General features: G+C 51.4%; 13 protein-coding genes. 10 read left to right on the forward strand and 3 right to left on the reverse strand.

The genetic code is table 11. The features are described from left to right. Positions 1–3: 3 nt before the first annotated feature. A complete protein-coding gene (locus tag MN202_RS05715; RefSeq protein WP_335735133.1) occupies positions 4–1,242 on the reverse strand; it encodes a DUF819 family protein in 1,239 nt (412 codons plus the stop codon). Between the two features lie 128 nt (positions 1,243–1,370). Further along, complete coding sequence (locus MN202_RS05720) at positions 1,371–1,715, reverse strand: HopJ type III effector protein (protein ID WP_335735134.1); 345 nt, start codon at positions 1,713–1,715, stop codon at positions 1,371–1,373. Between the two features lie 184 nt (positions 1,716–1,899). Between MN202_RS05720 and MN202_RS05725 the strand changes: the two genes are divergently transcribed. Together MN202_RS05725 and MN202_RS05730 are read left to right on the forward strand one after the other, a co-directional pair. Next, positions 1,900–3,267, forward strand: coding sequence for a DNA-3-methyladenine glycosylase 2 family protein (locus tag MN202_RS05725; RefSeq protein WP_335735135.1), 1,368 nt, complete (start codon positions 1,900–1,902; stop codon positions 3,265–3,267). 1 nt (position 3,268) lies between these two features. Further along, entirely contained in the window at positions 3,269–3,730 is a 462-nt protein-coding gene (locus MN202_RS05730; RefSeq protein WP_335735136.1) for a methylated-DNA--[protein]-cysteine S-methyltransferase, read from the forward strand. 17 nt (positions 3,731–3,747) lie between these two features. Here the strand turns inward: MN202_RS05730 and MN202_RS05735 are convergent, their stop codons facing one another. Continuing rightward, a complete protein-coding gene (locus tag MN202_RS05735; protein ID WP_335735137.1) occupies positions 3,748–4,284 on the reverse strand; it encodes an outer membrane beta-barrel protein in 537 nt (178 codons plus the stop codon). 207 nt (positions 4,285–4,491) lie between these two features. On the opposite strand from MN202_RS05735, the gene MN202_RS05740 reads away from it, so the two are divergent. The 8 genes from MN202_RS05740 (at position 4,492) to ybeY (ending at position 15,731) form a co-directional block, all read left to right on the forward strand. Continuing rightward, positions 4,492–5,379 carry a pirin family protein gene (locus MN202_RS05740; protein WP_335735138.1) on the forward strand — a complete coding sequence of 296 codons (888 nt, stop codon included), beginning with the start codon at positions 4,492–4,494 and terminating at the stop codon, positions 5,377–5,379. Between the two features lie 64 nt (positions 5,380–5,443). Beyond that, positions 5,444–6,154, forward strand: a complete 711-nt coding sequence (mtnN, locus tag MN202_RS05745) for a 5'-methylthioadenosine/S-adenosylhomocysteine nucleosidase (protein ID WP_335735139.1) — start codon at positions 5,444–5,446, stop codon at positions 6,152–6,154. Then, a complete protein-coding gene (locus tag MN202_RS05750; protein WP_335735140.1) occupies positions 6,144–7,133 on the forward strand; it encodes a cobalamin biosynthesis protein CobD/CbiB in 990 nt (329 codons plus the stop codon). Before mtnN ends, MN202_RS05750 begins: the two co-directional genes overlap by 11 nt. Before the next feature lie 112 nt (positions 7,134–7,245). Beyond that, positions 7,246–11,745 carry an EAL domain-containing protein gene (locus MN202_RS05755; RefSeq protein ID WP_335735141.1) on the forward strand — a complete coding sequence of 1,500 codons (4,500 nt, stop codon included), beginning with the start codon at positions 7,246–7,248 and terminating at the stop codon, positions 11,743–11,745. 107 nt (positions 11,746–11,852) lie between these two features. Next, the gene (locus MN202_RS05760) at positions 11,853–12,698 is read left to right on the forward strand and encodes a DMT family transporter (RefSeq protein ID WP_335735142.1); all 846 of its coding nucleotides are present in this window, start codon (positions 11,853–11,855) and stop codon (positions 12,696–12,698) included. An 89-nt stretch (positions 12,699–12,787) separates the two neighbouring features. After that, positions 12,788–14,221, forward strand: a complete 1,434-nt coding sequence (miaB, locus tag MN202_RS05765; RefSeq protein WP_335735143.1) for a tRNA (N6-isopentenyl adenosine(37)-C2)-methylthiotransferase MiaB — start codon at positions 12,788–12,790, stop codon at positions 14,219–14,221. Positions 14,222–14,265: 44 nt separating this feature from the next. Then, positions 14,266–15,270 carry a PhoH family protein gene (locus MN202_RS05770; RefSeq protein ID WP_335735144.1) on the forward strand — a complete coding sequence of 335 codons (1,005 nt, stop codon included), beginning with the start codon at positions 14,266–14,268 and terminating at the stop codon, positions 15,268–15,270. Then, the gene (ybeY, locus tag MN202_RS05775; protein ID WP_335735145.1) at positions 15,270–15,731 is read left to right on the forward strand and encodes an rRNA maturation RNase YbeY; all 462 of its coding nucleotides are present in this window, start codon (positions 15,270–15,272) and stop codon (positions 15,729–15,731) included. Before MN202_RS05770 ends, ybeY begins: the two co-directional genes overlap by 1 nt. Positions 15,732–15,740: the final 9 nt, after the last annotated feature.

Below are 15,740 nucleotides of genomic sequence, written 5' to 3' on the forward strand. Positions count from 1 at the left end.
AGTTTAAGGTGCAACCTGCTGTAAAATTAAGCCGCAAATATAGGCACCATAAGTACCTAAACCATAGCCGAGCACCGCCAACAACACACCAACCGGTGCCAGAGACGGATGAAACGCCGCCGCCACTACAGGTGCTGACGCTGCACCACCGACATTAGCCTGGCTGCCTACTGCCATATAAAACATTGGCGCTTTAATCAGTTTCGCTACCACTAACAATAATCCGGCGTGTATCAGCATCCAGACGATACCGACTAAAAACATCAGCGGATAATCAAGAATCGCAGTCACATCCATATGCATACCAATAGTTGCAACTAAGATATACAAAAACGCCGAGCCCACTTTGGACGCGCCTACGGCTTCAAGTTTACGTACTTTGGTGGTCGACAAAAATAAACCTATCGTCGTCGCGGTGACCACCAGCCAGAAAAAGGTGCTGGTTAAGCTGTACATCGCTAGCTGTGGGGCAACCTGCGCAATCCAGGGCGCAACAATATCCGCCAGCAGATGCGAAAACCCGGTGACACCAAAGGCCACTGCCACAATCAGCATAATGTCATTTAACTTGGGGATACGGGCGTTTTCCGCTTCGTACTGCTCCATTTTTTGCCGTAAATTGACAATACCACGGGTATCGGCGCCATTTTTGCGATCGAAAAACTCAGCGCGGCTGGCAATAAACAGCAGTACCGCCATCCAGACGTTGGCCACCAGCACATCGACGGTAATCATGACTGAAAAAATACTGCCATCGACATTAAACACTTCTTTCATTGCCGCCTGGTTGGCACCGCCGCCAATCCAGCTACCGGCAATAGTGGTCATACCGCGCCAGACATCGCCGCCGAGCTGTTCGGGAAAAAAATAGCCCATGCTGACCAATGCTATCGGGCCACCGATAACAATACCGGCGGTACCGGTTAAAAACATAATCAACGCCTTGGGGCCAAGGCCTAATATGGCTTTAAAATCCACACTTAGCGTCAGTAACACCAAACTTGCCGGCAGCAAATAACGCGACGCCATTTTATACAGCGACGAGCCTTCGCCGTCGATAACACCAAAGGTATTAAACAGAGAAGGAATGAAATAACACAGCAGCAAGGCTGGCACATAGGTGTAAAACTTTTTGAAAAACGGGTTGTCGCTGTGGCTGGTGTAAAATACGGCACCAAGAATGATGGCCATTAACCCCAGCACCACCGCATCATTGGTGATCAGTACACTGCTTTCTTGCATAGGACGCCCTGAATTAAGATTATTACGACATTTAAGCAGGCATCAAAATAACACAGGGCAGCAGCAGTGCAAAGTAAGGCAGGATAAGCAGCATGCAAGCTGCGTTGGCAGCGCTAAGCTAACAGACTTTAAAGCGGTTTAGCCGTCAGTGCCGGCTGTTCAAAGCTGACACCATCCCAGCCGGAGCGGATAAAATTACGGATATTCTGATGATCTGTGCCTTTGGGGTTATCCAGCACCATTCGATAATAGTCACCGAATAAAAACAAAGTTTGCGGCGCCGATAACTGATGTAATAAACCAAACGCCAGTATTTTACAGGATCCAGAGTTTTCACCGGCAGCATTGTATAATTCGCCATTGTGAAATGCGCTGGGGCTAAACTGATAAAGCGCATCAATCAGCGCGATGCTTTGCTCAAAACTGATGGTTTCGGGCTCAGTACTTAACTGAATAAAAAACTGCTCCAACATAATAACTCCGGCTTGTGACCATTTAACTACCTTGTATGAATGCTTTAATACTACGCCCTGCCGGCCTGATGACGCAATAAGACCAAGGTCGGCCATGACAAATTTGTTATTCAGTGCCGGATCCGGCTAATTGTGCCGCTGTGCGCTGATATACTCTGGCCATACCAAGCTAGCGGAGCACGAAATGATTAATGCAGAAACCTGCCAGCAAGCGCGGCTGGCCCGCGATGCCCGCTTTGACGGCTTATTTTTTACCGCCGTAAAAAGCACCGGCATCTATTGCCGGCCCATTTGTCCGGCCCGGCCGCCAGCTGAGCAGCAAGTAAGCTATTACCAGTCTGCAGCCGAAGCCAGCGCCGCCGGCTACCGGCCCTGTTTGCGCTGCCGGCCGGACAGTGCTCCTGGTTCAGCCGCCTGGCAAGGCACAGATACCACAGTACAGCGCGCATTGAGACTGATAGACGATGGCGTGTTACAACAGCAAACACAGGCTGAACTGGCCAGCCGGCTGGGTATCAGCGAGCGCTATTTACGTAAATTATTTCAGCAACAACTGGGCTTAGCACCAAAACAGTATGCGTTAGCACAACAAGTGTTGTTTGCCAAAAAGCTGCTGCACGAAACCCGCTTGCCCATTAGCAGCATTGCGTTTCATGCCGGTTTTAACAGTGTACGACGCTTTAATGATGCGTTTAAACAACAGCTTAAACTGTGCCCCGGTGATATACGCCGCCACCCTAAAGACAGCGGCGCTATGTTGCAGCTAACACTGAGTTACCGCCCGCCACTGGCCTGGACGCAAATGCTGGACTTTTGGCGCGCCCGTACGCTGGACGGCATCGACTGGGTAAACGGGCAACGTTATGGCCGCAGTTTTAGCTTTATGCAGCAAGATGGCTGGTTTGAAGTAGCACCGGCGGCGGATAATAATTTAACGCTGCAATTGCACTGGCCGGCTAAACAAGGCTTGTTCAGCCTGATTCGTCATTTGCGGCGTTTGTTGGATCTGGACGCCAATATGCTGCAGATTGAACAGCAGTTGAGCGCCCATCCGCTGTTTAACGCCGGTATTGTCAGTGGCTTGCGTATTCCCGGCGTTTGGAATGCCTGGGAAGCAGGTGTCCGGGCCATACTGGGCCAGCAAGTCAGTGTCGCCGGAGCCCGAACTCAGCTAAACCGTCTGGTACAGGCGTTAGGCCAGCCGCTGTCAGAGCATAAACGTTTATTTCCCACCCCGCAGGCGGTGGCGCAAAGTGATTTACAAATGATCAAAGTGCCACAGGCCAGACGGGCGACGTTAACGGCATTGGCACAATATGTCATGGCGCAGCCTGATGCACCGCCACAACATTGGCTGGCAATTAAAGGTATTGGCCCCTGGACAGTTAACTATGCCTGTTTGCGCGGCTTATCCGACAGCGATATCTGGCTTGGCGGAGATTTAGGCGTGCAAAAAGCATTAGCCAAAGCCGGAACCAGCGCCAATATCGACAGTTTGTCGCCATGGCGCAGTTACGCCACTTTTCAGTTATGGTTTAGTTTAGGAGGCTAAAATGTTTGTGCAGTTTATCGATAGTCCATTAGGAGCAATCAAAATCAGTGCCTCGCCTTTTGGTATCAGTGAAATTTTGTTTGGCGATACGCCAGGTGAAAATGCCCCATCCCCGTTAACAGAACTGGCAGCGCAGCAGCTGCAGGCCTATTTTAACGGCAGCCTGCGGCAATTTAATTTACCCCTGGCCGCCTGCGGCACGCCATTTCAGCAGCAGGTGTGGCAGGCGTTGTCTGCCCTGCCCTTTGGCGCGACCTGCAGTTATGCCGACATCGCCGGGCGTATTGGCAATAACAAAGCTGTACGCGCGGTTGGCGCCGCTAACGGCCGTAACCCTATTGCCATAGTGGTGCCTTGCCATCGGGTAATTGGCGCTAATGGCACTTTAACCGGCTATGCCGGGGGCCTGGATAAAAAAGCCTGGTTGCTACAACACGAACAGCGCCAACAGGCGCTGTTCTGAGATCGTTGTTCAACAGCTTAGAACTGATAGCTGACACCGAAGCGGAATTCGTTTTTGGTGTCGCCGCTGTTTAACGCAATATTACTGCGGATGGCCCAATCCGGGCTGAGGTAATACGCAATACCGCCAGAGAAACTGCCGTGATCATCGCCGATAGAATGATAACTAGCCTCTGAATACAATTCTACCTGCGGTGTCAATGGATGGCGCACACCTAAACCGGCATAGCCACCGCTGTCGTCAGCATCGGCTGATGCATGCTCAAAACCAGCCAGAATATACGTCTGTGTTACTGGCGAGAAATCCAGTTTAAAACCAGTCAGATATTTTACTCCGCCGCGCAGCAAATTGACGTCGAAAGGTCCGTCAGACAAACGGGCAAAAGAGCCATCTACCACCCAGTTACCATCCAGCCGGTAAGAGCCTTCAATGTAAGGGCCATCGCCGGCAGCATCGGTATAGCCCGCGCCGACATAGTCCCAACGCACATTAGCCTGAGCTCCGGCAGCAAACGCCAGTGCTATGGTGGTTAAGGTTAAAACAGATTTTTTCATCAGAGCTACTCCTTGTCGGCCTGCACTATTGCGCCGGGCCGGCTTTATGCTAAAAAGATGTGGCCAGCTTAGCTGCCACGTCTTAACTGCGGCTGAACTGAAACGACAGCTAACCATTCGATTTTATGTGTTGTTTAGTAGCAAATTTCGCCCTTTTCTTGCCATTGCTTCTGACATTTAATAAGCAAAAGCTTAATGGAGGCCTGTATGACCGCACGCAATGTACAACGCTTAATTCCCTCAGTAAGCACCTCTGATGGTGCCGGCGTCAGTATCCGCCGTAGCCTGGGACAAAACCAGCATACCCGGCTGGATCCGTTTTTAATGCTGGATTTTTTTGGTTCTGATAAAGCCGATGACTACATTAAAGGCTTTCCGCCGCACCCGCATCGCGGTTTTGAAACCGTAACCTATATGCTGGAAGGCCATATGCTGCACGAAGATCATTTGGGCAACAAAGGGCATTTAAAAACGGGCGGCGTACAGTGGATGACAGCCGGCCGCGGCATTATCCACTCAGAAATGCCACAACAAGAGCAAGGCCTGATGCAGGGGTTTCAGTTATGGCTTAATTTGCCCGCAGCGGAGAAAATGAAACCGGCCGCTTATGTCGATATCGCGCCGGAGCATATTCCGCTGCAGCAGCTGGAACAAGGCAGCATCAAAGTGATTGCCGGTATGTTGCGTACAGCTGACCTGGAACTGGGCGGCCCCATCCAGGGCCTGAGTACCGATCCGCACTACTACGATATCAGCCTGCATGCTGGCCAAACGCTGACATTGCAATTGCCACCAACCCATAATGCGCTGGTGTATCCTTATAGCGCTGCAGTTCAGGTAGTGGATGACGCCGATATCCGAACAGTGCCAGAACATCATGCCGCGGTATTAACCCACGGCAACAGCCTGACCCTGCACGCTTTACAGCCTTGTCGCTTACTGGTACTGGCGGCTGCCGCTATTGCCGAGCCCGTAGTGCAATACGGTCCCTTTGTGATGAACAGCGTAGCGGAGATTGAGCAAGCCATCAGCGACTATCAGCAAGGCAAGCTGACGTCTGATCAGCCGGCAGGCAGCATAGCACTGGCGCAATAAAAACGGGATTTTCCTGTCGCAGCGTTTTATACTGACGGCTTTGTTGTCAGTACAGAGTATCCGCATGCAATTAATCGGTATTATCGGCGCCATGGAGCCAGAAGTGGCGCTGTTGCGCCAGCAAATCAATGATGTCAGCACCACAGAACTGGGTGGCTACACCTTCTACAGCGGCAAGCTGTCAGGTATGTCAGTGGTGCTGGTGCAATCTGGTATCGGCAAGGTGGCTTCCGCCCTGGCCACAGCATTACTTATTCAGCAGTTTAAACCTGATGCTATTATCAACACCGGCTCGGCCGGTGGTTTTGACCCGGAGCTGGAAGTGGGTGATGTGGTGATCAGCACCGAGGTGCGCCACCATGATGTCGATGTCACCGCATTCGGTTATGAAATCGGCCAGGTGCCACAAATGCCGGCCGCGTTTAGCGCACACCCGGCACTGGTGGCTGCAGCCGAACAAAGTATTCAGGCGCTGGGTTACTGCAAAACCAAGAAGGGCTTAATAGCCACCGGCGACAGCTTTATTTGCGATCCGGCCCGTATTGCTGTGATCCGCCAACAGTTTCCGACAATGTTAGCGGTTGAAATGGAAGGCGCCGCCATTGCCCAGGTTTGCTTTATGTTAAAGACACCTTTCGTGGTGATCCGCAGCCTGAGCGATATCGCCGGTAAAGAGTCGCCGCAATCATTTGAGGCGTATCTTGAGGTAGCGTCAAAGCACAGCTCTGCCATGGTACAGCAGCTGTTAACCCGTCTGGCCAGCGTTGCTTTATAACCTGCACTGGCCACAAGAACTCTGGCTCAACCCACTGCTGTTACTGGTGGTGGTGTTAGCCAGTGTGCTGCTGCCGCTGCCTGCAGAGTATCACCCGCTAACCTTATACCGCTATTTCGCCCGCGCACTGGGCCACAAAGTTAATCCGGATCCGAACCGGCCACGCCAACAACTGTATATCTCCGGTACGCTGGCGCTACTGGTTGCTACCGTGCCGTTACTGGCTTTAGTTTACAGTCTGCTGCAGTTTTCCGAATTACCGCAACTGTTTGATGCGCTGTTGTTGTTTGCCTGCCTCGACTGGCAACAGCGACGCAGTACTGCACTTCAGATACAGCAAACACTGCAGCGTAACCAACTGGCGCTGGCACGGGAGCAAGCCGCAGCTTTGCTACTGCGCCGGCGCGATAATTTAACCAGCATGGGGCTTAGCAAAGCGCTGTGCGAGTCGTTAATACTGCGCAGCAGCAGTGAAGTGATAGCCACCTTGCTGTGGTTTTTGGTCGGCGGCGGTCTGGCTGCGCTCAGCTATCGCTTGTTGTTGGTGTTGCAGCAACAGTGGAATAGCAAAACCATTGCCGGCCGCCACTTTGGCCGGCCGGTATCGTTGTTAGTGCAGTTATTGTCAGCCCCGGCACTGCTATTTAGCTGCATCAGCCTGGCATTACATTACGGTATCAGACGTTGCTGGCGACTATACCGCACAGCTGAGTGGCGCATTAAACAGCAGCGGCGAAACTTTGGCGCCCTGCCATACTGCTTGCTGTGTTGTGCCGCTGCGGCTTTGCGCCGCAGTCTGGGCGGGCCGGTGTATTATGACGAGGTAAAACTCAGCCGCAGCCGGATAACACTAATACAAGAACCCGCCGCCGCCGACATAACCAGAACGCTTAAATTAACCCGGCAAAACCATCTGGCCGTGCTGACGCTGGCCGCAGTCATAGTGCTGCTGCAACTGACCTGGTTACTTAGTTACTAACTTAGCTAATTTTTAACACAAGGCTGGACTCTGAACGGTTCTCGTTATATGTTTTTCAGCAAACTTGGCGTAGCACCAAAAATATTAACAAAGCTACCGGATGGGAGATGTAGTGAACTTTCTGCCACAATTATGGCGTTATGCGGCGTTTTTTTTGCTCTGGCTGAGCATTTCCGTGCCAGCTGCACCATTATTGCGGCCGCTAACCCCGGATCTGGGGCTGTCACAAGGCAGCATTTATGATGTACTGCTGGATCAGGATGGTTTTCTCTGGGTTGCCACAGCCGGCGGCCTGAACCGTTTTGATGGCACCCGGGTAACCCAGCCCGGCACCGCCAAGCATAATTTGCATGCAGTTAGCTTTACCCGCCTGTTACTTGACAACAATCAACAAATTTTTGCCGCTACCGCCGGGGGCGACATTTACCGTTACCAGGAGCTGGACGGTAAGATGGAGCTTTTTAGTCAATTAAAACAGCAGGATGAAAACTTACTACACCCCTTTATCAGTGCCATGGTGCAGTATGACGACAGCAGTTTTTTGGTCGCTACCCGAAATACACTGTATCAGGTATCCAGCCAAACCGGACAGGCGGTAAAACACTTTAGCTTAGCGGAATTGGGCCATCCTGAGGGTTGGCTGCGCGGGCTCTTGGTCTGGCAACATTATGTAATGCTGGCAGCATTTAACGGTATTATTGTTTACGATACGCAAAGTGGCCATCAGCAGTACCTGCCACATTTACCGGCCGGCAGCGAAAATGCCGACAGCAGCCACGTTAAAGTGCTAAACCTGCATCAGGACCGGCTCTGGGTTGGTACTGTGGCCGGATTATACAGCATCAACCTGGCCGACGTAGAAGCTTACCTGCAGCACGGCAGATCTTATGCCATAAAAACTGAACTGGCCGAGCCAAATGTCTGGAAGCTGCTGTGGCAAGGCGATACAGTATTAATACCCAGCGAGCGTGGTTTGTTGCGTTACGTGCCACAAAGCGGTGAAGTGACAACCTTACTGCAATTTAGTAAGGCCGGGCTGGGCTTATTCGAAGACAGCATAATAGATGTTGTTGCCGATAAAGATGGCGGTTTCTGGCTGGCCTCCCGCGACGACGGTATGTATTACTGGCATCCGCAAAGTGAAGCCTTTCGCCAGTTAAGCCGGCGGCTTGATCCGGCCGTGCTCAGCAGCGATAAAGTCTACAGTCTGTATCAGGATGGTGCGGTATTATGGGTTGCTACCGCCAACGGTTTAAACCGGCTGCCAGCACAACCAGACAGCAATTCGGCGTTTTTTGTGTCTGACGATCCTAAATCGCTACAACATCAGGGCGCTATTTATCTTATTTTGCCTGCAGGCGAGCACGGTTTGTGGCTGCACACCGGCATTGGTTTGCGCTATTTTGACAAGCAAACTCTTACCCAGTCTGCCCCGCCGCTGCACGATAGCGCTAACCAGACTTTGTTAGACCATTTTAGTTACTCGTACTTTTTATACGGTCAGCAGCTGTACTTTTTTCGTCAGGGCCAGGTGTATCGCTACCATACCGGCACTTATCAGATCAGTCAGATCACAGCCGCTTTGCCAGATGTTGCCATTGACAGCAACACTCTGATTTTTCATCAGTTGGCCGGGCCAGGCGGTGGTTTGTTGTTAAGCAAACCCGACGAAATATGGTTATGGCAGCCCGACAGCCAGCGTAGCCGTTTACTTTACCGCCACAACGATTATCAGCCGCACCTGAACCGGCTTACCGATACGGCAGTGACAGACAAATACAACAGGCTGTGGCTTGGTATGCCCGGTGTCGGCTTGCTCGGGTTTGATCTAACCACACTGCAGCTACAACACCAATTGCTGCCGGGCCAGCAACAGGTACCCGACGCCATCTATGATCTGCAGGCTGCGGCCAATGGCGACCTGTGGTTCTCGTCGCATCAGGGCCTGGGCCGGTTAAACCCGCAGACGCTGCAAATTGAACTGTTTAGCCGGGATGACGGCCTGGACACTCACGAATACAATAGCGGCGCCGCTGCCATCCATCACAACGGTCAGCTGGTTTATGGCTCAATGCGTGGCCTGACCTTTGTCAGCGCCGATAAATTACAACCACAACGCAATGATAACCCGGTCATTATTACCGGAATTTCCGTACTGAACGGTCAGTTTAAACCCCTGCATACCAAGCTGAATAACCGCCATCTTAGCTTGTCACATCAGGATCAGGGCATCACGTTGCAATTTAGCGCGATGAACTTCAGTCGCAACCACAAGCTCAGATATCGCTACTGGTTAACCGGCAGCAGCGACCTGACCTATCCAACGCAGCGCAGCGGCACTGTGGTGTTTCCGCAATTAGACAGCGGCAGTTATCAATTTAATGTGGTGTCAGTCTCACCCGAAACCGGTGAGGAAAGCCCGGTAGCCAGTTTGACGTTAACCATAAAACCGGCGCCCTGGCTGTCAGGTTGGGCTATAGCGTTGTATCTGTTGGTATCGTCACTGATAGTGTTCCGCTTTTATCGCTTCAGGCAACGGCAACAGCGTGAAATAAAAGCAGCACATGACAAAGTTAAACAAAGCGCACAGCGCTTAAAACAAGCACTGGCGTCGGTAGACAGTGGAGCCTTTGAATGGCAAGCGCAGCACAACAGCCTGTTTGCAGTCCGCATGCACAATATGCTCGGCTATGCCGAAAATATGAATATGTTAACCATGCAACAGCATATCAGCCTTATTCACCCGGACGATGTCGACAGCTATCACAGCCGCTGGCAGCGTTTTATGCAGGATCCACAGCAAGGCTTTGACTGTACCTACCGCTTAAAGCACCGTGAAGACCACTGGCTCTGGTTCAGAGATCAGGGCAAAGCCACCAGCCTTGACAGTGCTAACCGGCCGTTGCAGATGATTGGTACCTACAGCAATATCACTGAAACCCGTGCCAATCAGGAAAAAGCCCGGCTGTTTGGCGAAGCCTTTCAGCAAACCCGCGACTGGGTGGTCATACTCGATACCCAGCAGCGCGTTATGACCGCCAACCAATCGTTTTGCAGCGCTTTTGCCAATATGGAGCTGTATCTTGACCAGCCGCGTACTCATCATCTGGGTATTAGTCTGGTGCGGCGGCGTTTTTATACCGGCTTGCTCAGAGATATGGCACCCGGCGAGCACTGGCAGGGTGAAGAGCTGGTGATCACTCCCGATGGCCGTGAGCGCCCGACACTGATCAATATCAGCGCTATTGCTGAACCAGACCAACCGACCTTTTATGTGCTGGTTTTTACCGATATTACCGCGCAAAAACTGGCCGAAGACGAATTGCGCTATCTGGCCAATTACGATGCGCTAACCGGCCTGCCAAACCGCGCCTTACTGATGGACCGTATTTATCATGGCATTGATCAGGCCAGGCGCGATAAACGCTCGCTGGCGCTGTGTTTTATCGACCTGGACAAGTTTAAACAAATTAATGACTCGCTGGGCCACGACATTGGCGACTTACTGTTAAAAGAAGTCGCCCGTCGCCTGACGTTAACCTTACGCGACAGCGACACGGTAGCCCGGCTGGGTGGCGACGAATTTGTGGTATTACTGGAAGGCTATAAAGCGCAGGACAATATCAGCCATGTTGCGCGTAAAATGTTAACTGTTGTCAGTGAGCCAATGCAGTTTGGTACCCATACCGTCGGCATTTCACCCAGTATTGGTATAGCAGTCTTCCCCGAAGATGCACTCAACGCCACTGAACTGTTAAAACATGCCGACGTCGCCATGTACCACGCCAAAGAAGCCGGGCGGAATAATTTTCAGTTTTTCACAGCCGAAATGAACGAAAAAGCCCATATGCGGCTGGCACGCGAAACCCGGCTGCGCAGTGCGCTGAAAAACGACGAGTTTATTAATTACTATCAACCTATTGTCAACAGCCTGACCCGGCAAGTGGTTGGCGCTGAAGTGCTGTTACGCTGGCAAAGTGCAGACGGCTTAATCTCGCCGGCCGAGTTTATCCCCCTGGCGGAAGAGCTACGGTTAATTATTAATATGACCAATCTGCTGTTAGAGCGGGCGTTACGTGACTTGCAGCACTGGCATAAAAACGGCCATTTAATTTACTTGTCGGTGAACATATCGCCGCAACACCTTGAACAGCTGTCGCTGGCCGAACATACCCGCCAGTTGCTGAAAAAATACGATATCCCAGCCAGCTACCTACGCTTTGAAGTTACTGAAAACGGTCTGATGCGCGATCATGAAAGCGCTATAGAAACCATGTTGTCGCTAAGCTTTTTGGGCGTGCAGCTGGCACTGGATGACTTTGGCACCGGTTACTCATCGTTAAAATACCTTAAAGAGCTGCCGATAGATGGCATCAAGATTGACCGCAGCTTTGTACAGGACATAGGTATCGACAGCAGCGATGAAACCATTATTGAAGCCATGCTGTCGATGGCTAACAGTCTGGGCATGTACTGCATCGCCGAGGGCGTAGAAACTGAACAACAGCTGGCATTTTTTAGCCGCCGCCAATGCTATCTGATCCAGGGCTACCTGTTTGGCCGGCCAATGCCAGCAGCGCAAATGGCCGAATTTTTATTACAAGAGCACTAAATCCAGACCCAACCTCGTCAGAAACAAGCTGCGCTGCGACAGGTTACGCCAACCTGACAGCGGGCTCTCTGTTATACTAGCGCGTCCACGCTCTGCGCCGAGTTATTATGCTATCACCTCTTGTTAAAGGTGCGTTATTACTGCTGTTAGCAGAAGCCTGCTTTGCCGGTATTGGTGCTATCGTTAAGTTTACCAGCGCCACCGCTTCAGAAGTGCAGGTGGTATTTTTCCGCAATTTCTTTGCCTTATTGCTCATGCTGCCGTTTTTATACCGCCATGGCTTTAGCCTGCTAAAAACCAAGCGTTGGTATTTGCACCTAAGCCGCGCCTTAACCGGCATTATCTCCATGTACTGCTTTTTCTATGTGCTGGCCAGGTTGCCGCTAGCACAAGGTATGCTGGTGTTGTTGTTATCGCCGTTTATTGTGCCGGTTATTGCCCGTTTCTGGTTAAAAGAGCGGCCCAGCCGCTTAACCCTGTTTGGTATTTTATTAGGTTTTATTGGCGTGATGCTGGCGTTGCCCTCCGGCGGTGGTTTTCAGGCAGTGATGCTGGTAGCGCTGCTATCAGCGGTGTTGGTAGCAGTAACCAAAACCACTATCCGCTATATGTCTGACACCGAGCCGGCGGTGCGTATTGTGTTTTATTTTTCTTTGCTAACCGCAGTGTTATCGGCAATACCGGTGCCATTTTACTGGCAACCGCTTAACAACGAGGTTTGGCTGGCCTTTATTGCTATGGGCGTGCTGGCAGCTATCGGCCAGTTAGCCATGACCCGCGCCTACGCCATAGCGCCGGCCAGTGATATTGGTATGTGGACATACAGCAGCGTGATTTTTGCCGGCTTATTTGGTTATCTGTTCTGGCAGGAACCGGTAACGCTGGCCTGGTTTGGCGGCGTGCTGGTGATTTTCTACGCCGGCTATATTACTACCCGACAAAGGCTACTTTAGTCAATTGCAGCCAGTGCTGGCAACGCAGGCCCGAACAGGCTAAAATACGCTCCCTTTTTTCCAAGTGACAATACAGGTAACAACACGCAATGGGCAAAAAGCTGCACATTAAAACCTGGGGCTGCCAGATGAACGAATATGATTCATCAAAAATGGCCGACCTGCTGGACGCCACTCATGGCTATACCTTGACCGAAGAAGCAGAAGATGCAGACGTAATCTTGCTAAATACCTGCTCTATTCGTGAAAAAGCCCAGGAGAAGGTATTCCATCAGCTGGGTCGCTGGCGTCCACTAAAGGAAAAAAATCCTAATTTAGTCATTGGTGTCGGTGGCTGCGTTGCCTCACAGGAAGGTGCGGCTATTCGCGAGCGCGCGCCTTACGTCGACATCGTCTTTGGCCCGCAAACCTTGCATCGCCTGCCAGAGATGATCAACTCAGTTCACGGCAATAAGTCGCCGGTAGTGGATGTATCGTTCCCGGAAATTGAAAAATTTGACCGTATGCCGGAGCCACGCGCTGAAGGCCCGACGGCCTTTGTTTCTATTATGGAAGGCTGTTCAAAATACTGCACCTTCTGTGTGGTGCCTTACACCCGCGGTGAAGAAGTCAGCCGGCCGTTAGATGACGTGCTGTTTGAAATTGCCCAGCTGGCCGAGCAAGGGGTACGCGAAGTAAACCTGCTGGGACAAAACGTAAATGCGTACCGTGGTGAAAAATTTGATGGCAGTATCTGTCATTTTTCCGAGTTATTACGCTTAGTTGCCGCTATCGATGGCATTGACCGTATTCGCTACACCACGTCGCACCCGGTTGAGTTTACCGACGATATTATTGAAGTTTACCGTGACGTACCCGAGTTGGTTGATCACCTGCACCTGCCGGTACAAAGCGGTTCAGATCGCATTTTGAACCTGATGAAACGCGGCCACACCGCGCTGGAATACAAAGCGCAAATTCGCAAGCTGAAAAAAATCCGGCCGAATTTAAGCATGTCGTCCGATTTTATAATCGGTTTCCCCGGTGAAGACGACAGCGACTTTCAGGCAACAATGGATTTAATTGCCGCCATTAACTTTGATATGAGCTTCAGCTTTATATACAGTGCCCGCCCCGGTACGCCAGCCGCCGATTTGCCGGATGACGTCAGCGAAGAAGCGAAAAAGCAGCGTTTATATATCCTGCAGGATAGGATTAACCAACAGGCACTGAAGATTGCCCGCGGTATGCTGGACACCGAACAACGCATTCTGGTTGAAGGCCCATCAAAGAAAGATATTATGGAGCTGACCGGCCGTACAGAAAACAACCGGGTAGTCAATTTTGAAGGCACGCCGGATATGATCGGCCAGTTTGTTGATGTCAAAATCACTGATGTATTCAGCAATTCTTTACGCGGTACTTTACTGCGCACCGAACGCGATATGGGGCTGCGCCGCGATACAGCGCCGCAACAAATCCTGGCACGGCAAAAAGCTGAACCGGCACCAGACGCACTGGGTGTAACCAGTTATATTCCGTAATTAAACCCGGGGGCCCAAAGGCCCCGTTGCACTGAGGCAGGCATTTGAGCACTCCGTTACATACTGCAGATATAACTTTGGAAGGGGCAGATAACCGCCGGCTAACCCTGCTTTGCGGCCCGTTCGACGATAACCTGAAGCATCTGGAGCGCCGCTTACTGGTTGATATCAGCCAGCGCGACAATCAGCTGAAAGTGGCCGGCCCGGCAGACAATGTCGCCGCTGCGCTGGATATAGTGCAACAACTGTACGCCCTGACCGCTGCACCTAATGCGGAACTGACACCGGAGCAGGTACATTTGCTGATCAGTGAAAACTATGACATTCAATACCAGCAAGCCGATGGCGAGCCGCGCGATTTCAGCCTGAAAACCAAAAAGGGTTTAATTAAACCGCGCAACCCGAACCAGGCCAGCTATGTTAGAAACGTGCTTAACCACGATGTCTGCTTTGGCATTGGCCCGGCCGGTACCGGTAAAACCTATCTGGCGGTGGCCTGCGCTGTTGATGCGCTGGAGCGCAATCTGGTGCGCCGCATCGTACTGACGCGGCCAGCGGTAGAAGCCGGTGAAAAACTCGGTTTTTTACCCGGTGATTTAGCACAAAAAGTAGACCCTTATCTGCGCCCTTTATACGACGCTCTGTTTGAAATGCTTGGCTTTGAAAAGGTCGAGAAATACCTCGAACGCGGCATTATTGAAATCGCGCCACTGGCCTATATGCGTGGCCGCACACTGAACGATGCCTTTATCATTCTCGATGAAAGCCAAAACACCACCGTTGAACAAATGAAAATGTTTTTAACCCGGATTGGCTTTAGCTCAAAAGCGGTGATCACCGGTGATATCACCCAGGTAGACTTACCCCGCGGCCAGTATTCCGGCTTAAAACATGCCATAGACGTATTAAGCGACGTGAATGAAATCAGCTTTAATCACTTTACCGCCAAAGACGTCGTGCGCCACCCGATAGTACAGCGTATTGTTATGGCCTATGAAGCCTTTGAAGCGGCGAAACTGGCCGCTGATAGCGCGGCTAAGGGCCAGTAATGGCGATTATTCTTGATTTACAGCTGGCCAGCAGCGCAGACAACTTACCCACTGCAGAGCAATTCCAACAATGGCTGGAAGCGGCCATCTTGCCGTTTCAGGCAGAAGCTGAAGTGACCGTGCGGATTGTTGATAACAGCGAAAGCCAGCAGCTTAACTTTGACTACCGCAGTAAAGACAAGCCGACCAATGTGCTGAGTTTTCCGTTTCAGTGCCCACCGGGTATAACGTTGCCGTTATTGGGCGATTTAGTCATCTGTGCGCCGGTAGTACAGGCTGAAGCGGCAGAGCAAGGCAAAACGCTTAGCGCGCACTGGGCACATATGGTTGTACACGGAAGCTTGCATTTATTGGGATTTGACCATATAAATGACGACGATGCCGAGCAAATGGAAGCCGAAGAGATCACCATTTTGCAGCAACTCGGCTTCACTAACCCCTATTTGTTGGATAACGAATAGGTTTTTTTA

Source organism: Rheinheimera muenzenbergensis (assembly GCF_036984005.1).
GTDB lineage: Bacteria > Pseudomonadota > Gammaproteobacteria > Enterobacterales > Alteromonadaceae > Alishewanella > Alishewanella muenzenbergensis.